Source organism: uncultured Ruegeria sp. (assembly GCF_947500045.1).
Classification (GTDB): domain Bacteria; phylum Pseudomonadota; class Alphaproteobacteria; order Rhodobacterales; family Rhodobacteraceae; genus Ruegeria.
Genome location: NZ_CANMQQ010000013.1, coordinates 36,581 through 57,055, shown reverse-complemented (window position 1 = coordinate 57,055; position 20,475 = coordinate 36,581). Strand labels below are relative to the sequence as shown.

20 protein-coding genes are annotated in these 20,475 nt (G+C 55.9%); 3 read left to right on the top strand and 17 right to left on the bottom strand.

The window, feature by feature from the left end:
• Window positions 1-49: 49 nt before the first annotated feature.
• The 14 genes from Q1B46_RS18360 to Q1B46_RS18295 form a co-directional block, all read right to left on the bottom strand.
• Entirely contained in the window at window positions 50-745 is a 696-nt protein-coding gene (locus tag Q1B46_RS18360; protein ID WP_299950291.1) for an RraA family protein, read from the bottom strand.
• The gene (locus Q1B46_RS18355) at window positions 742-1,437 is read right to left on the bottom strand and encodes an alpha/beta fold hydrolase (protein ID WP_299950289.1); all 696 of its coding nucleotides are present in this window, start codon (window positions 1,435-1,437) and stop codon (window positions 742-744) included. The genes Q1B46_RS18360 and Q1B46_RS18355 overlap by 4 nt, the downstream gene beginning before the upstream one ends.
• Window positions 1,434-2,558: a cobalamin-independent methionine synthase II family protein gene (locus tag Q1B46_RS18350; protein ID WP_299950287.1), complete on the bottom strand. Its 1,125-nt coding sequence runs from the start codon at window positions 2,556-2,558 to the stop codon at window positions 1,434-1,436. The genes Q1B46_RS18355 and Q1B46_RS18350 overlap by 4 nt, the downstream gene beginning before the upstream one ends.
• Window positions 2,559-2,632: 74 nt before the next feature.
• Window positions 2,633-3,595 carry a cupin gene (locus Q1B46_RS18345; protein ID WP_299950285.1) on the bottom strand — a complete coding sequence of 321 codons (963 nt, stop codon included), beginning with the start codon at window positions 3,593-3,595 and terminating at the stop codon, window positions 2,633-2,635.
• A 151-nt stretch (window positions 3,596-3,746) separates the two neighbouring features.
• Window positions 3,747-4,721, bottom strand: coding sequence for an ester cyclase (locus Q1B46_RS18340; protein WP_299950283.1), 975 nt, complete (start codon window positions 4,719-4,721; stop codon window positions 3,747-3,749).
• A complete protein-coding gene (locus Q1B46_RS18335; protein WP_299950281.1) occupies window positions 4,718-5,737 on the bottom strand; it encodes a LacI family DNA-binding transcriptional regulator in 1,020 nt (339 codons plus the stop codon). The genes Q1B46_RS18340 and Q1B46_RS18335 overlap by 4 nt, the downstream gene beginning before the upstream one ends.
• Window positions 5,737-6,504, bottom strand: a complete 768-nt coding sequence (locus tag Q1B46_RS18330; protein ID WP_299950279.1) for an SDR family oxidoreductase — start codon at window positions 6,502-6,504, stop codon at window positions 5,737-5,739. The genes Q1B46_RS18335 and Q1B46_RS18330 overlap by 1 nt, the downstream gene beginning before the upstream one ends.
• A gap of 1 nt (window position 6,505) precedes the next feature.
• Window positions 6,506-7,555 (bottom strand): ester cyclase, encoded by a 1,050-nt coding sequence (locus Q1B46_RS18325; protein WP_299950277.1) that lies wholly within the window; start codon window positions 7,553-7,555, stop codon window positions 6,506-6,508.
• Window positions 7,556-7,648: 93 nt separating this feature from the next.
• Entirely contained in the window at window positions 7,649-8,989 is a 1,341-nt protein-coding gene (gene hisD / locus Q1B46_RS18320; protein WP_299950275.1) for a histidinol dehydrogenase, read from the bottom strand.
• Between the two features lie 11 nt (window positions 8,990-9,000).
• Complete coding sequence (locus Q1B46_RS18315) at window positions 9,001-9,531, bottom strand: ester cyclase (protein WP_299950273.1); 531 nt, start codon at window positions 9,529-9,531, stop codon at window positions 9,001-9,003.
• Between the two features lie 135 nt (window positions 9,532-9,666).
• Window positions 9,667-10,548, bottom strand: a complete 882-nt coding sequence (locus Q1B46_RS18310; RefSeq protein ID WP_299950271.1) for a carbohydrate ABC transporter permease — start codon at window positions 10,546-10,548, stop codon at window positions 9,667-9,669.
• 9 nt (window positions 10,549-10,557) lie between these two features.
• Window positions 10,558-11,589 (bottom strand): sugar ABC transporter permease, encoded by a 1,032-nt coding sequence (locus tag Q1B46_RS18305; RefSeq protein WP_299950269.1) that lies wholly within the window; start codon window positions 11,587-11,589, stop codon window positions 10,558-10,560.
• Window positions 11,590-11,661: 72 nt separating this feature from the next.
• Window positions 11,662-12,906: an extracellular solute-binding protein gene (locus Q1B46_RS18300; protein WP_299950267.1), complete on the bottom strand. Its 1,245-nt coding sequence runs from the start codon at window positions 12,904-12,906 to the stop codon at window positions 11,662-11,664.
• A gap of 99 nt (window positions 12,907-13,005) precedes the next feature.
• On the bottom strand, window positions 13,006-14,052 hold the full coding sequence (locus tag Q1B46_RS18295; protein ID WP_299950265.1) for an ABC transporter ATP-binding protein: 1,047 nt from the start codon (window positions 14,050-14,052) through the stop codon (window positions 13,006-13,008).
• Window positions 14,053-14,211: 159 nt separating this feature from the next.
• Here Q1B46_RS18295 and Q1B46_RS18290 point away from each other — a divergent pair, with 159 nt between their 5' ends.
• From Q1B46_RS18290 to Q1B46_RS18280, 3 genes are read left to right on the top strand one after another with little or no spacing between them, the layout of a single operon-like run.
• The gene (locus Q1B46_RS18290) at window positions 14,212-15,210 is read left to right on the top strand and encodes an ester cyclase (RefSeq protein WP_299950263.1); all 999 of its coding nucleotides are present in this window, start codon (window positions 14,212-14,214) and stop codon (window positions 15,208-15,210) included.
• Window positions 15,207-16,097, top strand: coding sequence for an amidohydrolase family protein (locus Q1B46_RS18285; RefSeq protein WP_299950261.1), 891 nt, complete (start codon window positions 15,207-15,209; stop codon window positions 16,095-16,097). The genes Q1B46_RS18290 and Q1B46_RS18285 overlap by 4 nt, the downstream gene beginning before the upstream one ends.
• Window positions 16,097-16,309: a hypothetical protein gene (locus Q1B46_RS18280; protein ID WP_299950259.1), complete on the top strand. Its 213-nt coding sequence runs from the start codon at window positions 16,097-16,099 to the stop codon at window positions 16,307-16,309. The genes Q1B46_RS18285 and Q1B46_RS18280 overlap by 1 nt, the downstream gene beginning before the upstream one ends.
• 558 nt (window positions 16,310-16,867) lie before the next feature.
• Here the strand turns inward: Q1B46_RS18280 and Q1B46_RS18275 are convergent.
• The 3 genes from Q1B46_RS18275 to Q1B46_RS18265 all read right to left on the bottom strand — a co-directional run bounded on the left by Q1B46_RS18275 (window position 16,868) and on the right by Q1B46_RS18265 (window position 20,364).
• Window positions 16,868-17,824, bottom strand: a complete 957-nt coding sequence (locus tag Q1B46_RS18275; RefSeq protein WP_299950257.1) for a glycosyltransferase — start codon at window positions 17,822-17,824, stop codon at window positions 16,868-16,870.
• Window positions 17,787-19,568, bottom strand: coding sequence for an ABC transporter ATP-binding protein (locus tag Q1B46_RS18270; protein WP_299950255.1), 1,782 nt, complete (start codon window positions 19,566-19,568; stop codon window positions 17,787-17,789). The genes Q1B46_RS18275 and Q1B46_RS18270 overlap by 38 nt, the downstream gene beginning before the upstream one ends.
• Before the next feature lie 112 nt (window positions 19,569-19,680).
• Window positions 19,681-20,364 (bottom strand): DnaA N-terminal domain-containing protein, encoded by a 684-nt coding sequence (locus Q1B46_RS18265; protein ID WP_299950253.1) that lies wholly within the window; start codon window positions 20,362-20,364, stop codon window positions 19,681-19,683.
• Window positions 20,365-20,475 lie beyond the last annotated feature (111 nt).

Sequence of the window (20,475 nt, the reverse complement as noted above, 5' to 3'; positions counted from 1 at the left end):
ATGTTTCGTCTCGACCGGTCTCCTGTACCCGTTACGCAGCCTCTTGCTTCTAAGTTCTCGAGGCTTCGAACGCCGTCCACGCTTTTTCAAAGGCGTCGAAATCGAAACCCGGCGCGCGCGCCGGATCCAGAACCAGTTTTTCAGTAGCAAGCAGCTTGATGATCGCCTGTTCTAGCCTGTCCAACACTTCGGACGGGATCACCAGAGCGCCATGCCGGTCGGCATGCACAAGGTCTCCATCCCTGATCAACAGGCCGAAGATTGTCACCGGTGTTCCAATTTCTTTCACGTGTACGAATCCGTGGCTTGGCCCAACAGACCCGGCAACGACAGGAAACTCGTCCGGCAGGTCGCTAAGATCCCGCATCACGCCATTGGTCAGCGCGCCACTGACGCCAAAGCCCTTGTGGACCGTGGTGTTGATCTCACCCCAATATGCGCCAACGCAGTCGGGGTAATCCGTATCTTCCACCACGGTCACAGATGGGCCGCTGCCTGAAGCCATATGCCGATAGTAATCCATGCGACGCGCGCGGATCACGTCAGATGCGTCGGTCGGTGGGTTCACGGCGGCAATCTTCGCGGTGCGGGCATATCCCACCATCGCGCCCGCATCGGGATCAGAGCACAACATTGTGCCCCGGGTGAAATCATTAAAACCGCGCCTGCCCTGAGCCACTTCGATGGCGTTGCAAACAGTCGGAGTATCGACCTTTTTCAGCAAGTCCAGCAGGGATTGGTTCATATCATCTCCAGCCAGCGGGTCATAGCCGCCGTTGTTTGTTGTGGTTGTTCCAGAGTCGGCAGATGGCCGGCGTTTTTGATGATCTCTAACCGGCTGTGGGGCATCAACTCGTGCATCAATTGATGCCTTGAGACGGGACACAGGGTATCGTCGCGGCCGCAGAGAACGATTGCTGAGCCGGTGTAGTCGCGCAGCGTATTACTTTGATCAGGGCGATCACGCAGAGCTTTGGATTGATTGATGAAAACATCAGGGCCAAGATCCATGGCCATATCCATGCACATATCCAGAATGGCGGCGCGGCGCGGGCCATCCGTCAAGTAATTCGGCTTCATCTCTTCGGCCATCACTTTGCGCAGGTTTCCCCGTTCGACGGCATCGATCTGAGGGCCGCGCCTGGCCTTGACCTCGTCCAACTCTGCCAGAGGATTGGTGTCCATCAATGCCAGACCAGCCACTCGGGTCGGGGCCTGCCGCAGGATTTCCATCGCCACGATACCGCCCATTGACAGCCCCGCGAGCGCAAAGCGTTGGGGCGCGTAAGCCAGAACCTCGGCGGCCAGAGACTGCATCGAGTCATGTCCGCCGATGGGTGCGGACAGGATCGGGTATTTGCCCGACAGAGCGTCAATTTGCGGGGTGAACAACCGCGCATCGCACATCATTCCGGGCAGGAGGATAAGCGGCGTCATTTGACCAAGGCAGCCCCTTCGGCAAGCGCGCCAAGCTTGGCATAAGCGATATCCGGGTCGACCGCGCCAAAGCCCGCAAAGGTGCCGAAGCCGCAATCCGATCCGGCAATCACACGTTCGGTGCCTACGATTTTCGCAAACCGCTCAACACGCTGCGCGATCAGTTCCGGGTGTTCGACAAAGTTGGTCGTTGTGTCGACCACGCCGGGTACCAGAATCTTGTCATCCGGGATTTCACCCACGCGGTCACGGAATACCGTCCACTCATGCGCGTGTCGAGGGTTTGAAGTTTCGAACAGAACATAACGAGATTTGGTGGACATCAATGTCGAAAATACCTTGTCCATGCCGATGTCACAGCAATGCGGGCCCTCGTAATTGCCCCAGCAAATATGGATACGCACTTTGTCAGAAGGGACATTTTGAAGTGCGTGATTCAACGCTTCAACATGCATATCGGCAATTTTCACGAACTCATCGTCGGAAAGATCAGTGAACAGCATATGGCGTGACAGCGCGAGATCCGGGCAATCCAGCTGTAAATCCAGCCCCGCACCAACGATGGTTTCGTACTCGTCCTTCATCGCATCGGCGAGCGCGGCCAGATAGGCCTCGCGCGTCGGATAGAAGTCATTTTGCAGAAACAGGGAAATCACACCGGGGCTGGCGGCGTTCATAAATCCGCGTTCGACCCCATGTTCGGCCATCGCGGCCTTGAGATTGTCTATGTCCTTTTGAAGCTCACCCGTCCCTTTCGAGCGTACCTCACCCACGCACATGGGCCGCGCATATTGCGGCGTACCGCCGTCATCCGCCAAACGCTGCAGAAAGCCCGGAAACATTTTGAGATCCGCCGGCGCATTGCGCGGGCTGTCGCCAGCAAAGCCGGTATAGCGATCCTTCACATAAGTGGCATAAGAGATTTTTGACGTCTCACCGTCCGAGACGATATCAACCCCGGCCTCGGCCTGTTTGCGCACGGTCTCGGACACGGCAGCGGTCATGCAGGCATCGAATGCGGCTTGATCGAACGGTTCCTCCCGCTCGCGCGCGAAGATGAAGTCAACAACCTCCTGACTGCGCGGCAGGCTTCCCACATGGGTGGTTAAAATGCGGGTCATGTATTCATCTCCATTCATATCTTGATCATGCGCTGAGCGCACCCCGAATGAAATCGGGACACGCAATTTTGGTGTCATGCACCTGTCCAGGTCGCACCTGCCGGATCGTCGGTCGCGGTGATGCGGTACTGACCCGCTTCGCCGGTCATCGACGGTTCGGTGCTGTAGCTTTCACCGGGCAGAACCAGCGCGGTATCGCCGTTGGACAGGGTAACCTCGACCTCGTTGATCTTGATGCGCCAATGGCCGCTGGCCGGCATCAGAACCACGGGTTTGTCCACCTTTACCTGCTGCGTCACGGCCGAGCCGCGTGTCAGGAAATCAACCGCGAAACCGGGCTTGTCCTTGATCAGGCCATTTTCACCGATCACAACTGCGGGTTTGTCCGCAGCAAGCGCCATCAAATCCCAGTAGCGGGCTACATATTTGCCGATCACCGCGTCAACGGGAACCTCGGGGTACGCCGTCAGCTCTTCCTCGGTCAGCAGCGGCATGGGCTGCACATTGTGCGGCAATTCCTCGCCCTTCTTGCTGTCGTACAGGACACCATTATTACCCAGCACCAAGCCATGGGCCTGTGCGTCCTGAATGACTTGCGGTGCCCATGTGACGCCGCCACCTGCGTCGTCGCCGCCCAGCATCGACATGATCATACCGTAGTCCTGGCCCACGTTCTCGAACCCGCGGAAAATGCCGGTTGGGATGTTGAAGATGTCACCTTCCTCGGCGATGAACTCACCTGCGGTACCGTAACGACCCCAGAAGAACCGCCAGCGGCCCTTGGCAACAAAGAAAACCTCGGCGGTGGTGTGGCTGTGCAGCGAATTGCGGCATCTCGGCGGTTGTCCCGCCGCGCCGATGTTGAACCCGATCTTGTCGGTGATGTGGACGTGTTGGTCGGGGCTTTCGCTTACGCCGCCACCAATGATGGTAAAGTTCTCTTTCTGGTCAGAGCCCGGCGTATGGGCGTCAATGAACGCGGTTTTGCAAGGCTTCAGCTCGCCATAACGGACGATGCGGCTTTGGATGATACTCATATCATTTCTCCTTTTGATTTGGCTTTGATCGGATCAAACCAAACCTCCCGGCGGGCGATTATTCAGCCGCCGGGCACGCAGACTGGCGCGATGGGCGTGGTACCGCCGCAACGCCTGCCCAGCATCCAGATTTGAGATACGGTGCAACATTCTAGAGATCGCCGGTTTTCAGCAGAATCTGTTTCCAGATCGAGGTTTCGTCAAACAGAGTGTATTCCTTGCGCAATCCCCAGGGTCCGAACTCGGCCTGGCTGATGCCCAGCACAAAAACCTCGGCCCCGGTCGGCACACCGAAGACACCCCAGCCGTCGTGTTTGCCGTGCAGCGTCCAGCGGATCGCGGCGCGAGGTGGCATCATCGGATCGTCGCGGCCAATCTGGTGGCGGATCTTGAATTCTGCATTTGGGAAAGAAGCGCGCAGGCCCATCCAGAACCGATCCACCGGCCCCCAGCTATGGCCTGTGGTGCCGCCGGGATACTCCGACAGAACAGCGCGGTCATATTCAGCCTCGATCACACACATATCGGCATTCATGATCCGGTTCAGGATGTCGGCGTATTTCTGGCCCCATTCATTGTCATTGCCACGACCCTTGTAAGGGCCAGGCTTGTCGTTTGCAGGCGTGTAGGGTTGCACGCAGCCGTCAGACCCGCCCTCTCGCGCGATCAAGTCACGGGTATATTCCTTGGGATCCCAGCCCATCTGCTGGACAATCGCACTCTGGTCGCGGATCAGCCATTCGTCGTTGATCTGGTTATTGATTGCGTGGCAGTCAGCCAGGATGCGATAAACCAGCTTTTTGCCGGTCGCTTTGCCATAAACGCCATCGCCCAAATGCGTAGCCGTGGACAGCAGGCGGTGCGACGAGAGCATGCCTTTTTCGGGAGTGCCCGACCAGATCACATCCTCGCCAAGCAATGTACGATCCGGAAACTCGGCAAGGGTCGCCATCGTGGCGGCGATAACCCCCTGATTGCCAACAACAACTGAACCGGGCGAACGTACCACGATATCCGGCGCATAATAGTGGTGCAAAGTGGCAATGCCGCGATCCTCCCAAATCTCTTTGGTGATCCCAATGATGTAATCGGGAAAATCTTTGAATTTGGGATCAAATCCCTTCATGTCTTCCATCCTTCAGGTATGCGGGCCGAGCCGCGAACAATAAGCGGTCCGTCAATCTCAACCTTGCGTGGGCGAGCGTCGGAATCCTCGATCTTGCTGAGCAGAATATCCACCGTTTCCGCGACCATGCGATTGGCGGGCTGTCGAATTGTGGTCAGGTTGTAGGCCGGCCATGAGGCGACAGTAACATCATCGTACCCGATAACTGAAACGTCGCCCGGGACACTCAATCCCAATTCGAACCGCAGCGTATCCATCACGGAAATGGCCATGTGATCGTTGGCGACAAACACCGCATCAGGCGGATCGGCTTCGAACATGTTTAGTGTCGCTTGCCGCGCTTCTTCTGCGACGAAATTCCCAATCTCGCGGGCGTGCAAGGTGACACCTGACTTCTGTAAGGCCGCTACAAATCCAGCTTCGCGATCGCGCTGGGTCGAGGCGCCCTCCCATCCGGCAATAAAACCGATCTTTTTATGCCCGCCAGCTAACAGGAATTCGGCGGCCTTTCGTCCTCCGGCGACGTTGTCGGATGTGACCGACGACATTGCAATGTCGTCTTGTGCCCGGTTAAACAGCACCATCGGCACACCAGCGGTTCGGCAGCGATCGGACAGGTCCGACGACAAAGCCACAGAGGCCGCGATGATTCCGTCGACCTGAAAGTCGAGTATTTCCTCGACCACACTGTCAATGTTACCAGCCTGTTGCGACGCCATGAATATCAGTACGTGGTATCCCCGCTCCTGCAGGGCGTTCGTCAGCTTTTCCAGCGCTTCAGGGTAGAACTGGTTGTTCAGATAAGCAACGACGAGGCCGATGATCCGGCTTTTCCCGGACACTACAGCACGGGCCAAAACGTTCGGGCGATATCCCAATTCTTTGGCAGCCTTGCGCACTTTTTCTACGGTTTTCTTGGATGCCGATGCGCCAGGGGTAAAAACCCGACTGACTGCAGATTGGCTGACCCCTGCGAGGCGGGCGACTTCCAAGGATGTAACTTTTTGTGTCGCCATTAATCCGCGGTCCAACCTCCATCAATCATCAGCGCGGTGCCCGTCACCAATGCCGATGCATCCGAGGCCAGATAGACGACGGCCCCCATGATGTCTTCAATCTCTCCTGGGCGACCCAGTTTTATTTTGTCCAGAATCCAGGCTCGTTTGTCCGGGTCCTCAAAAGTTGACTTTGTCAGATCGGTTAGGATGAAGGTGGGGCAGATCGTGTTGACCCGGATCTTCGCAGGGCCGAATTCCAGCGCCATCACCTTGGAGAACCCTTCAACCGCGAATTTCGACGCGCAATAAAGCGCGCGCTCACGACCACCGACGTGGCCCATCTGGCTAGAGATATTGATCAGCGAACCGGGGCGACCAGCGTCAAGCAGGCCCTTGGCAACGGCCTGGGTCAGGAAATAGGCGCCTTTGACATTAACACCCATCACTGCATCGAAATCATCTGGCTGCGTGTCCACTGCCTTACTGTGACGGGCAAGCCCCGCCGAGTTCAGCAGAATATCGAACGGCCCGTTCTGCGCCACGGCCTCAGTGGTTGCCCCCACATCTGAAACATCCAGTTCCAGGACATTGGCAGACCACCCTTGTGCGGACATACCTTGTGCGATTTCTTGCAGCGCGCCAGTGCGGCGCGCCGCCAAAGTGACCTCAGCACCATGTTCCGCCAGCGCCACAGCGCAGGCCATGCCGATGCCGGACGAAGCTCCAGCAACGAGCGCGTGCTTGCCGCTCAGGTCAAAGCTTGGGGTGCTGGGGAACTGGGGCATATCAGACCTCGCCGATCGGGAACGGAATTGTGCCCGGAACACGTGCTTTGTTGAACTCGCGCAGGCGGGCAAAGACATCTACGCCCAGTTGGCGGTAGGCGTCCAGCAGATCGACCATGACCCAGTTTTCACGGATCAACCCATCTTCGAGCCGCCAGAAATCAAGGCTACGCATGGTGATCCGCTTGCCTGAAGGCGCAATCCCCATCCAGCCATCATGCGTGACGGTCTGGATCATGTCCGGCCAGCCAGTCACAGCTGCATAGTCTCCATCACCAAAGAAATGGTAGGTGATATCTTCAACGTATTTACCGCGGTCGGGCATCCCGTTCAGGAACGGTATCTGATGCCAGTTGCGGAATCCTGCGATGCCGCGCCCGGTGCCTATCCCGGCAGGGCCGTACCAGTTCATGCGCGGATGCCAGAACCGCTCCATCTCCATCACTGCGGGCCCACCCTGACTGGGGTGTTTTTTCAGATGGTTCAGCATGTCGACGATATGATTGCACGAGGCCTGAGATTTCGCCTCATCCCACGGTCCGGGCACGATACCGTCCAGCGTTGCCGGGCCGGGAATGCAGAACTCAAACCCTAGCGACGGAGCCATCGGCCAGGCGTTGGCCTGCATCATCACTTCGGGAATGTCCCAAAGTGTCTGAATCTCGACAATCTTGCCATTTTCAAAGCGGTAGAATTCGTGGAACCGCATATGGGTCAGATGCCCCGTCGGCGGGATGTCCAACCAGGGGGCGACGAATGTGCCAACGTAATGGCCGCCGCAGCCGACCCAATCATCGTCATGTTCCGTGGGCCCGCCCATCACGATCCAATCCCGGCGTTCCAAATCGGGCATGGATTTCAGAAGTGGTGCGTAGCAGGTATCGTAGAGTTCCAGCGGCCCGGTCAGGTCACCGAATGGATGCGGCATGTGAATGACGGCATCAGGCGCAATCACCGCCTGCAGCGCGGCGCGGACGCCGGTTTCGTCAAAGTTGTACATGGCCTCGCGCAAGGGCGCGATCAGGGCTTTGTGGTTAGAATGTGTATCCATTGCGAAATCTCGCATTGTGTTATCTGTTTCTCTTTCAAAATCCGTAACGCTCGCGCAATCCCGGGCGCAATTTCTGTGGCGGTTGCCTGACAGTCACGAGGACGCCTCGGCGGTCTCGCGATAAGCCGCGCCTTCCCCGTAGGGCACGTTGATGCCCCCATACCGCCGGACGCGGATGTTGCATTGCTCGGCATGGCCGACAAAGCCTTCCAGCATACACAGGCGCGAGCCATATTCGCCGATCATCGCTGCGGCCTCATCAGTGACTACCTTCTGATAGCTGTGTGTTTTCATGAACTTGCCGACCCAGAGCCCACCAGTATAGCGGCCAGCTTTTTTGGTTGGCAGGGTGTGGTTGGTACCGATCACCTTGTCGCCGTTAGCCACGTTTGTACGCGGGCCTAGGAACAGCGCGCCGTAACAGCTCATATTTTCCAGGAACCAATCGTCGCGATCTGTCATGACCTGAACATGCTCGGACGCGATGTCATCTGCCACTTGCAGCATCTCGTCATAGGTATCGCAGACGATGATCTCTCCATACTCCTCCCAGCTGACCTTGGCGGTGCCGGCGGTGGGCAGGATGCCGAGGATACGATCAATCTCGTTCATGGTTTCTTCAGCAAGTTTGCGCGAGTTGGTGACCAGAACGCAGGGGCTGTTGTAGCCGTGTTCGGCCTGTCCCAGTAGGTCCGTGGCGCATAGCTCGGCATCGGCTGCGGTTTCATCTGCGATGACCATTGTTTCGGTTGGACCAGCAAACAGATCGATGCCGACCCGACCAAAGAGCTGGCGCTTGGCTTCGGCCACAAAGGCGTTCCCGGGACCAACCAGCATGTGAACCGGGTCGATGGTCTCAGTCCCGATTGCCATGGCACCGATGGCTTGGATACCACCCATGACGTAGATCTCGTGAGCGCCACCCAGATGCATGGCCGCGATCACGGCCGCGTTTGGTTTGCCCTGAAACGGTGGGGTGCAGGCGATGATGCGCGGCACACCGGCCACCTTGGCGGTTGCAACCGACATATGCGCTGAAGCCACCATCGGAAACTTACCACCCGGCACGTAGCAGCCAACAGACTGCACCGGAATGTTCTTGTGGCCCAGGATCACGCCCGGCAGCGTTTCAATTTCGATATCCAGCATAGAATCGCGCTGCGCTTGCGCAAAGTTCATCACCTGCTTCTGTGCGAATTTAATGTCGGCCAGTTCTCGCTCGGTCAGCGATGCGATCAGGGCGTCGATCTGTTGCTGGCTCAGACGGAAGCTTTCTGGCGAGTAATTGTCGAACTTTTCCGACAGTGCGCGCACTGCCGCGTCACCGCAGGTTTCGATGTCTTTCAGCGTAGCTTCAACGACGGCACGGGTTTTGGCGTCGTCTTCGGCCCGGTCGGCTTCGGGTTTGCCGCGTTTCAGATATTCGATAGCCATTGTCCTAATCCTCAATTGTCGGGCCGGGGTGGAGTTTTCTCTCCCCGGTCAAATGTTTCCCAGCCTTCACCATTGAACAGATCAACGCCAAGCTGTGCGGCGACGTGGGCGAAATCGACGTTCACCCAGTTGTCGACGATCTTGCCATCGACAACTTTCCAGAAGTCCATATAGCGGATCTCGACCCGCTTGCCGGTCGGGGCGATGCCCAGAAACTCACCTGAATGGGTTGCTTCCTGACGGCCAAAGGCCGCGGCCCATTCGCCCATATAAAGCCTGGCCTCGTCGATGCAGGTCTTGTCGGAAAATGCAGCCTGGAATGGGCGCTGCCAGTTTTTCTGAAATTCTTTCAGTCCGGTCTTGGTGCCGCAGCCCTGGTTGCCGATCCAGCGAAACCCTTCTGAAAAGAATTCGCCAATATTGTCGATACGGTGGTCGTTCAAACCATCGACCATCCCCTCGATCACGGCGCGGGTCTCGTCGGTTTTGCTCATGTCCGTGTCGCGGGTCAGCACGGCCTGTTCGGGGCGGGAGCCCTTCATATCTCTCTTCCTTTTATGGTTACCAAGGGGTTTTCTGTGTGGACGGCGAGGGTTAGTCGGTCGTCAGAAAATCCCTTGGCATCCGGTTGAGCGCCGGGTGGCGAGCAACTGCGTGATGTCTTGCGGAAGCGCTCATCAGCCCTTTACCGCTCCAGCGGTCAGGCCACTGACGATCTGGCGCTGGAAGAACAGGATCAGGACAAACAGCGGGGCGGTGGCCGAAACCACGGCCGCAACCGCGTACATGACCTTGCCTTCAACCTGAGTGGTGCCCATGAAGCTGTTGATGGCGGGAATGATTGTCTCATTCTCTTCGCTCAAGAGCATCACGGCCACTGTAAAGTCGTTATAGGCCAGCAGGAAGCTGAACAGACCAGTAGTGATCACGCCGGGCCACATGACCGGTACGATTACATGTCGGAAGGCCTGAAACCGGGTGCAGCCATCAACCATGGCGCTTTCGTCCATGTCCTTGGGGATGTTCTTGAAGAACGAGTGCAGCATCCACAAGGTAAAGGGCTGATTGATCGCCACAAGCACTATGATCGTGGTCGGCAGGATGCCCCAGACATTCCACTCAAAAAACCACAGCAGGTAGCCCGAAACCAACGTCATATGCGGCATCGCACGAAACACAAGTGCGGCCATCAGGATCCAGAAAGCATAGCGGAAACCGGACCGCGCCAACGCATAACCCCCGAGCGTTCCGAAGGTCAGCGAGATGAGCACAGTGAAGAAAACCACGATGCCGGTGTTCTTGAAGTTGAACCAGAAATCTTCCAGAACCCAAGCTCCGTGATAGCCGGCACCGGTAAAGGCGCCGCCGGTTTGCTCAATCGTGTTGGCACCGGTCAGGGCGTTCATCCAGTCGGCTTTGGACAAGAAGTCAGCCTGTACCTTGAAGCTGCCCCAGAAAGTCCAGAAGAACGGGAAGGCGGCAATTATCAGCCAGAAGGTCACGAAACCGTAAGAGAACAGCTTTAGCGGGGTCATGCGGGATTGTGCTTTGGTCGCCATATCGTGTCCTCAGTGAGATTTGCGGGTGAAGTCGCGCCAGGTGCGAACAAGCACCGGTGACATCAGGATGACCGCAAGAATGATGGTAATCAGCGAAGTCGCACCTGCTGACGCGTAAAGCGGATTGCCGCTTTCGCGAAGGTCATTGTAGATGATCCAGCTGAGTGACTGTGCATGGGCTTCGGCCTTGAAGCTGACGATCGGCTCAAAAACGCGGAAGTTATCCATGATCAGCATGAGCGTCACAAACGAGACCAGCGGCATCAGGTGCGGTACGATCACGTGGATCAAGCGCTGCCACTTCGTCGCACCGTCGATCTGTGCCGCTTCCATCGTATCATCGGGGACAGTTTGCAGACCCGCGTAGAAGGTGATGAAACTGAACGGCAAGGTATGCCACACGCCGTAGACCATCAGCATCGTCCATGTCAGCGCCGTCGAGGCCTTCAGGCTAAGTGACGGGTCATTGAATATGCGCTGAATAGTGGCGCCAATAACGCCGTCGCTATCGACCATCCAGAACAGGATCAACGAGCCGACCAGCGGAGTAACGAGAAACGGTAGAAGCGAGATGAAGATCGCAACCCCTTTGAGCGCACGGGGCAGGTTGTTGACACCTACGGCAATTGCCAACCCAAGGGCCAGAACCAACGGCGTGACAATAAAGGTATAGGCCATGGTGAATGTCAGTGCGCTGTAGAACGGCAGGTTATACACCTGAGCCCAAAAATCACCCAAGCTGTCAGAATTCGCCCACGCTTCTCCGATCTCGGCAAAAGCCAGGTGCGAACGGTTGATGTATGTGCCCAAACCATTGAACCGGCCCAGCGGTTGTTCTGCCTGCAGCTTGGCCGTAGCCTCGGTATCAACCGTGGTGGTCGGGCTGCATCCAAATGGGCCGCAGCTTTCGGAAACCAGCAGAACCTGCTCGTGTTCGACGAAAAGTGACTGGACAAAGACCGAGACGATCGGCAGCGCAATGAACAGGATCATCGCGGAAAGTGTCGGTAGTATGAACCAGAAAAAGGTGCGGTGCTTCATGGCGTACGTCCCAGTCTTTAGTCCGGAAAAAGATGAGGGGGGGCAAATTGCGCCCCCTCAAGTCGGGGAGTGTTACTTCAGAAAGCCAGCTTCCTTGGCTGACGTCCGGTAGGCGGCTTCGACATCCGCCAACGCCTGTTCAGCGCTTTCGTCACCCTTCAGAAAATCTGCGAGTTCCGCGCCAAGCGCCGCATGCAACAGGCCAATTTGTGGGATCATCGGATAGGGCTTGGCACCACCTTTAACGGTTTCTGCGACACCTGCAGCAGCCGGTCCGGGCTGGAACCCTTCAAGCAGCCAGACGGCATCATCGTTGTTCGCAGCCACCATTTCCGGAGTCAGGGCGCTGATCAGCGCAGCAAAGGTTGCCTCGGCCTCTTCGTCCGACACGTTGGATGCGATGGTAATACCGTCCCACCACAGCGTGGCAGATGGGATCGATCCACCGCCAACCGTCGGCGCAGCAGACAAAACCGTATTCGAGGTCACCTCTTCCGTCGACCCTTCATCATCCAGAATTGGCGCGCCACGCGACCCCCACATAACGGCCAGAGCCGCCTGACCGGATTCCCACAGGCCCTGCGTTTCGTTCGACGCGTGGGTCAGGTGGTCGGGATGGGCGTATTCCGCCAGCGCCTTCATGACTTCCAGTGCGGCTACGCCTTTTTCGTTGTTGATCGACGGCTCGGCCGAACCGGGGACAAAAAACTCACCACCATGACCGAGATAGATCATGTTGAACACTTCAGCCAAGTTCCATCCGGTCTGAAGGTTCAATGCAATCGGATGTTCCATGATACCAGCAGCCCGGATTTTCTCAGCGGCTTCCAGAACCTCTTCATAGGTGGCCGGGATGCCCTCGAAACCAGCTTGTTCCAGAATATCCTTGCGCGAGAACAGGTGCTGCGAGTTGGCCATGAAGGCCACGGCCATGACGTTGCCATCAATGGTGATCAGCAGGTTCGGCGGGATACTGTCCTTGTATTTTTCGACCAGATCGTTCAGCGGCCGCACTAAACCGTCGTTCATCAGTTGGGTCAACGTCGAGTTGGCCAGGATCACCGAAGTATATTCCGACGGGTTCGGTGTCAGAGCGGCGTTCATGATCGAGCGCGCTTCAGTGGTGTGGTTGGTGTTGAATTCAGCCGCGGCCCCACCACAATTGGTTTCGGCGGCTCCCGCGACCGCGTGAATTGCCGGGAAGTCGCTGGCGAGGATTCGAATGGACTGACCTTCAGGTCCGCAATTGGCGGCGTAAGCTGCCGAGCCCATCAGGCCTACAAAGGCGGTTGCAGTAGCGATTTTTCTCAGGAACATTTCTGTCTCCCTGTTTTTCTGAGTTTTTGAGCGCGTGGCCCGTTCACGCATGAAATTTTAGCGCCGGGGTTTGTCCCCGAACATTGAGCGGGGCCGTGTTTAGATCCGGGTGCCGGTCTTGCCATCAAACAGATGGCAGATTTCAGCTGGAACCGAGATTGAAACCATGTCGTCGATCTCTGCCCGGAAATTCTTGTCAGCTTTCACCGAGATCAAAGCGCCGCCAACGCGAACCGAAATCATGGTGGCGTCGCCCAGCAATTCCTGCGTGTAGATAGGAGCATTGATCTGTCCCTGTCCTTCGGCAGCAAGGCTGGCATCTTCGGCCCGAAAGCCCAGCGTAAGCGGGCCGTCCGGAGCGTTAAGTCCGGAGATTTCAACCGTTTTGGCCGTGAAGGTGCCACCTTGAACTTCACCTTCCATAAGGTTCATCGCCGGGTTACCAATGAAACTGGCCACAAAGGTGTTGGCCGGTGTGTCGTAAATATCGGTCGGGCTGCCAACCTGCTGCACAACGCCCTGTTTCATAACAACCACACGATCAGCCAGAGTCATCGCCTCGATCTGGTCATGGGTCACATAGATTGTCGTCACTGCCAGTTCATGGCTGAGGTTCTTGATCTGCGCACGGGTGGACACGCGCAGCTTGGCATCGAGGTTCGACAGCGGTTCATCCATCAGGAACACATTGGGTTCGCGAACAATCGCACGTGCCAGCGCCACCCGCTGACGTTGACCACCCGACAGTTCTGCCGGTTTGCGATGCAAAAAGTCGTCAAGTTCCACCATCGCTGATGCGCGGCGTACTTTTTCGTCGTGAGTGGCGGGATCGATGCCACGGACCTTTAACGGGAACCGAATGTTCTCATAAACGTTCATGTTCGGATACAGAGCGTAGGACTGAAACACCATCGCGACGTCACGATCCTTGGGCTCCATTTCGTTGACGCGAGTGCCGTCGATCAGAATGTCACCTTCACTGGCGTCTTCCAGACCGGCGATCATGCGCATGGTCGTCGTTTTGCCACAACCCGATGGACCAAGAAGGACCAGAAACTCTTTATCGGAAATCGTCAGGTCGAAGTTGTCCACCCCCACAAACGAGCCCCAACGCTTTCCAACGTTGCGAAGTTGAATCTCGGCCATTGAGTCCCTCCCTGTGGGTCGCTGTGCATACGTTTGCAAAAAGCATAGACAACAAAAGAAACATCTGGCAAGCTTTTTTTGCATGCGCATGCAATTGCAGGTCAAACCACTCAGGCGACTGAACAAATTCAACGGGTAACACACTGGAATAATTCAATAATGCCTTATGAAACCGAAAAAACAGTCGTTCTTGAATACTATGAGGCGCTAGGTAGCACTGAATCGGATGTTGCGGAAACGATGTCCAAATTTTGCGCTGAGAACTACCTGTGGCGCGGGTTCCATCCGTTTGATGAACTGTACGGCACCGAAGATGTGGCGCAGAAATTCTGGCGCCCCCTGAAGCACAGCCTACAACACCTGCAACGTCGGATGGACGTGTTCATGGCTGGCAAAAACGAGATAGACGGGTTCACCTCGGTCTGGGTTGTTTCGATGGGGCATCTGATGGGCCTGTTCGACAATGCATGGCTGGGCGTCGCCCCAACAGGCAAGATGGCGTTTCTGCGCTATTGCGAATTCAACAAAGTTGAGAATGGAAAAATCACGGATACGGCTATGTTTTTCGACATTCCGCATTTCATGATGCAGGCCGGTTTGCAGCCCTTCCCGCCCCAGACCGCGGCCCATCTGGTTCAACCCGGACCGCTAACGCATGACGGGTTAATGTTCAGCCCGCAGCCCGCCGCAGAAGGTGAGAAAACCCTCGGCACGATTAATGCCATGATTTCCGATCTTGGCCAGTGGAACAGTGGCCTGAACCTTGAAGACGAATTGCGCCAGACATGGTGCGAAGACATGATTTGGTGGGGGCCCGCCGGGATCGGTGCGACCTATACGATCGAGCGCTATGCAAAGCAGCACTCGGGCCCGTTCCGCGCGACCTTCACGGACCGTTCAAAGACCAAGCACATTTGCCGCATGGCTGAAGGTCATTACGGTGGCTTTTTCGGCTGGCCGAATTTCACGGCGCGGCCCACGGGCGGGTTCATGGGCATGCCCGCCACCGACAAGGCGGGTGAATTCCGCGTGATCGACATCTATCGACGCGAGGGTGACAAGCTGGCCGAAAACTGGATTTTCATCGACCTGCTGCATTTCTGGAAGCAACAAGGCGTCGATATTCTGGGGCGCATGGCGAAAGCGCCGCGGACATGACCGGCTGGATCGACGCGCATCACCACCTCTGGGACCTTGAGGCTGTACGCTACCCGTGGCTGATGGCACGCGGGGTGGAAAGATTCTTTGGCGACCCGACGCCGATTCAGCGAGATTATCTGCTGAGCGAGTTCCGGTCCGAAGCCGCGCCCTGCGGAGTTGATGCTTCGATCCATATCCAGGTGGGGGCCGAAAACGGTCTGGAAGAAGCTCGGTGGGTCCAAACCGTCGCCGATGCCAATCCAGACTGGCCAATGGCGCAGGTTGTGTTTTGTGACCTGACCTCGACCGACTTGCCCGCCCAGCTCGACACGTTTCAGACCCTTCCGACTGTGCGTGGCGTGCGTCAGATTGTTGGCCGTGCACCCGGAGAGGACGCACAGACGGGCACAAATTCTCTGCTGGACGATTCGAGATTTCTGGACGGGCTGCAGGAGGCCGGACAGCGCAGCCTCAGCTTTGATCTGCAGCTCATTCCCGAACTGATCGAAAAAACTGCCCGAGTTCTCGCGCAGGCCCCAGGCACACGGGTCGCCCTGTGCCATGCAGGATCACCGCATGACCGCAGCCCAGCGGGCCTGAAAGACTGGGCTCAAAGATTGCGCGCTCTGTCCGATTTGCCGCATGTCTCATGCAAACTCTCTGGTCTGGGCATGTTCGATCACACCTGGACAACCGATAGCATTCGACCGATCGTGGAGGCCTGCCTTGAACATTTCGGGCCCGAGAGGGTTATGTTTGGCTCAAATTTCCCGGTCGACAAACTCTATGGTGATTACGTCTCTCTGGCACAGGCTTACCGTGATCTGGTGCCCGCTGAGGCGCATTCGGCGGTGTTCAGAGAGACCGCAGAGTGTTTCTATGATCTCGAGATGCCGCAGGATTGATGTTCACCTTTGAAACAACAGTGAAACGTGAATGGATCGACTACAACGGCAACATGCAAGGCGCCTATTACGGGCTAGTGTTCAGCTACGCCATTGATGCGATGCAGGATGACGTTGGGTTTGATGCTGAGTATCCCACGCGTACCGGGTGCACGATCTATCCGCTTGAGGACTGTTTCTCCTCCACAAAAGTGGTCCGCAGTTATGATTAAGAAAACGGCGAGCAAGCAGCGGTCCAGGGCGAGACCCCGTTGGATAATCTTAAAAACTGGGACAACCGCGAACGGTATTGCCAACTTAAATACGTGTATGCTGTCAAGTGGAAGCAAACTTGGAAGAAGAAGTCGGCCTTGACTGGGCGCAGCGTTGCAGACAAGTTCAGAAAATACGACCGAACTAACTGCGCTGTGTATTCACCTCACGCGTAAAAACCTCATGGAGCGCGGTTTCGGATCGCCTGCGGCGACAGGACCATCCACCGAGCCACGGTGTTCGAAAATGTTGTTGCAACAAAGCCTTGTATGCAACCTAGCAAGTTCTGTTGCAGATTTTTGACTATTAACGCCCGCCGATGCTGTGAGTGATAGACAATCGGTGCTGTTAGGTCAAAAACCGGTTCATGATTTCCTTCAACGGCGCACAAAATCCCCCAAAAATCGATCCTATTCGCGGCTTTCTTCTAAGTCCGATACGACGTGTTATAAAAATCATGCTCGAGCGAGGTGGCGTAGTAGATCACACGACGCTGAACTAGCTTTCGCGACTAAGCCCTATTTCCGTTGATCGGGACGTCGGAGCCAGAGCAGGCGTATGGTTTCGGTGATCTTGATCACACGAATAACATAATGGACGCCCCAAACCTTAAAGGCTTGACCGGTTGTCAGATCGGGAGATCCCAGAAGGTTTTTCAGCGTTTTAAAAGATGGGATCAGCTTGTGAATGGGTGGAACGTAATTCACGGCACCGCGTTGTGAATTCCTACGCAAACGGGCGCCCTCGATACGGCGAGCCTTGGAGAGATGTTCACCAAGACTTTCGCGTGCAGGATGGCGCACGATGGCATCAGAGGCAAACAAGATGGGTTCGCCCGCAGCCTGTGCCCGATCGCTCCACTCCATATCACCACCAGAGAGGACAGTATCGTTGAACCGACCGACATGATCCATCACACGACGGCGCACGATTAGGTTGGCGGTGACCGCTCTGCCGCGCTCAACCCATTTCTGTTGTTCCAGACCAAGATGGACGTCGTACAATTCGGTTGTTGTCCAATCATCTCCGTTCGGAATCAAAACAACATTGCCACCAAAGCGGCCAATCTCAGGGTGGGCCTGAGCCATTTTCAGACCGGCCTCCAGATATTCTGGGTCAGGCTGACAGTCCGAGTCCGTGAAAAACAGCAGGCCTGCTTTGGCCTCGTCGATGCCTCGGTTCCGCGCCGCGTAGGAACCTGGCTTTGCCTCACTCAGCATGCGAGCGTTTGCTGGCAAACGAAATCCATCCGGGGTGGGGTCGGATGGATCATTGTTAACCACGATGATTTCGAACTGGTCAGAATTCAGCGTTTGGCATGCCAATCTGTCCAGACAAACCTGAAGTTGATCCCAACTTTGGTAAGTTGGAATAATGACTGTTGCGTCAAGTGGACTCAGTGCAGATGTACTGCTGACCTTTTGCGTCAAGTTAACCTCACTCAGCAGTAACGGCGCTTGAGTACTGATGGTCATAAAGCGTTTTGAAGGGACCTGGTTTCTTTAACAATTGTTTGGCGGCACCCTGCTCCAACACTTTTCCACTTTCGATTACCACGATCTTGTCAGCGTGCATGATCGTCGAAAGTCTGTGTGCAACGATGATCGTGGTGCGCCCTTCCGTAAGCCTGCTCAGCGCTTCCTGAACCAGATGTTCTGACTTTGAATCCAGCGCACTTGTAGGTTCGTCCAGCAAAAGGATCGGGCTGTCTCGTAATAGCGCACGGGCAATAGCGAGGCGCTGTTTTTGACCACCTGACAAGAAGGCTCCGTTTTCGCCCACCAAGGTATCAAAGCCTTGCTCCAACGTCATAATGAAATCGTAGGCGTTGGCCGCCTTCGCAGCTTCAATCACGTCCTCTTGAGTCGCGCCTTCGCGGCCAAATCGAATATTCTCGGCAATCGACGCCGAGAATAGAAAAGTTTCTTGCCCGACGAAGGACATGTTCTGCCGCAACGTCTTGAAAGACGCATATTTGATGTCTTGTCCATCAATCGAAATCGACCCACTGCTTGGATCATACAGGCGCAAGGCAAGGTTCAGAATAGTTGATTTTCCCCCACCGGACAAGCCAACCAATGCAGTGGTTTTTCCAGCCTCAAAGGTCAGTGAAAACGCCTCAAGGATCGGATTTCGGCTGCGATAACCAAAGGTCACGTCGTTGAATTCAACCTCTCGCGGCCCATCCGGCAGGGTCTTGGGGTTGGCTTCCTCGGGCAGGGTTTCAGGCTCATCCAGCATGTTGAAAAGCATTTGCACCCGGCGCAAACCCAGTTCCATCTTCACTCGCACCTTCGTCAACCGCTTCGAAGGTTCATAAGCCATCATGACAGCTGTAACGAACGACATCAGCTCACCGGGTGTCGACGCCGCTGCTCCAAACAATTTGCCTGCGCTCAACCCGATAACCGAAGCGATTGCAAAGCCTGCCAGAATATCCGTCAGAGGGCTTGTTGCGGCTTGAAGACGCGCAAGCTTATTCCGCCGTTTCTCAACGCTTTTTACGGCTGATTTCATCTGTTCGGCCATGCGTTCTTCCAATCCAAAAGACTTGACCACCCGAATTCCGGCCGAAGTCTCTTGAATGACCTTCATGATCACGCCCATCGATTGCAGTTCCATATCCGCAATCTCGCGCACCTTACGAATCAATACACGAACACCCAGGACCGCCAGCGGACCAACAATCAATGTAAACAAGGACAAAATCGGCTGTTGATAGAACATGACCGCCAACAGCCCAAGAAGTGTAAGCATATCGCGAACGGCGGTGGTAACCATGATCTCGATTACTGTGCGCGCGGCCTGGGCCGTTTGCGTCACTTTCAACAACAGATCCGAGCTTTCGGTCAGATTGAAGAACGATACACCCTGCCGCAAAAGCTTATCATACAGTTTGATCTGCTGCTTTGAGACAATTCGGTTCCCGGCGCGGGTCAAGGCCACGACCTGGACATAGGTTGCAACACCTTTAACCAGGAAAATGGAGAACACGGCCATCGAAACGCCCAAAATCTTGGCGGAATCCTCGGCGTCGAACAACGAATCCACCACGTCGCGCATAATAAAGGCGATACCGGCGGTGGTTGCAGCAACAAATACCATTGCAATTATCGCAATGGTATAGGGCACCATTTGCTCGCGCATATTCTCGGAGAGCAATCGCCAGAGGACGGAATCATCCAATATTGCCGAAAACTTTGATTTGATCTTTTGCAAGGCACATGTCCACTGTGATCAGGATCGAGGCATGTCTGATGACTGCCTCATAAATCGTCTCCGCTAGATAGTCGCACACTCCCTATTGGGCAAGCCCGCACCGATTTCAGTGTTATTCCGCAGCCTCGATGCGCAGCGACCTGATCGAAGGATCGACACGGGTATAGACAGCCAGAAGACGTCCTGCCCACTTCTGCGCGATGTAATCGGCCATAAAACGGGATGGAGCGATCAGAGTGGCCACCCCCCCTGCCCTTTCGGCTTCGTTTAAATGCTGAAACCAACTGGCCCAAAGCTCGGGGTCGCGACCATGAAGGATCGATTGAACTTGCCCCCAGACATCTTCGCCTTCGGGCGGAGGGATAGCGAGCTTTGAATGAAACGGAACAACATTGGTGTCCTGTGCCGGTTCCTGCTGCATCCGGTCTTGAAAATCAGTTCCAATCACGGGCCAGATATCAACCGTGTCGAGCAGGATTTGCTTAATGTCGATCTCATATACAGCAACCCGGCCACGGACGGCGGGTCGTTTTACAGTGATCCAACCAGCGCTGCGGAGCTTGGCCATTTCGCGTTTGACCGTACGTTCATTCACTGACCACAGTCTGGCGATCTCCTCCCGACCGATCGAAAGTTCGTTGGAACGCCAATTGTATCGCGTCGTTATCAGCACCATAATGCGTAGAATGCTGCGATGACGGTGCTTGTCGCCCGTAAGAGCGTATACGGCGAGCGCCGACAAAATATCATACTTCAGCGCGGGCGCGCTTCGCCCGACTGGTTTTGCAACCTGCATTCGTCTCCTCGCCGCTCTTCTTTGCCTCATGCGGGTCAATCCCGCTCTGAATGCGTCGTTAGCCAACGCTTTTCATGATTGTGCCCTGATTAGCGTCCAATACTCCGATTC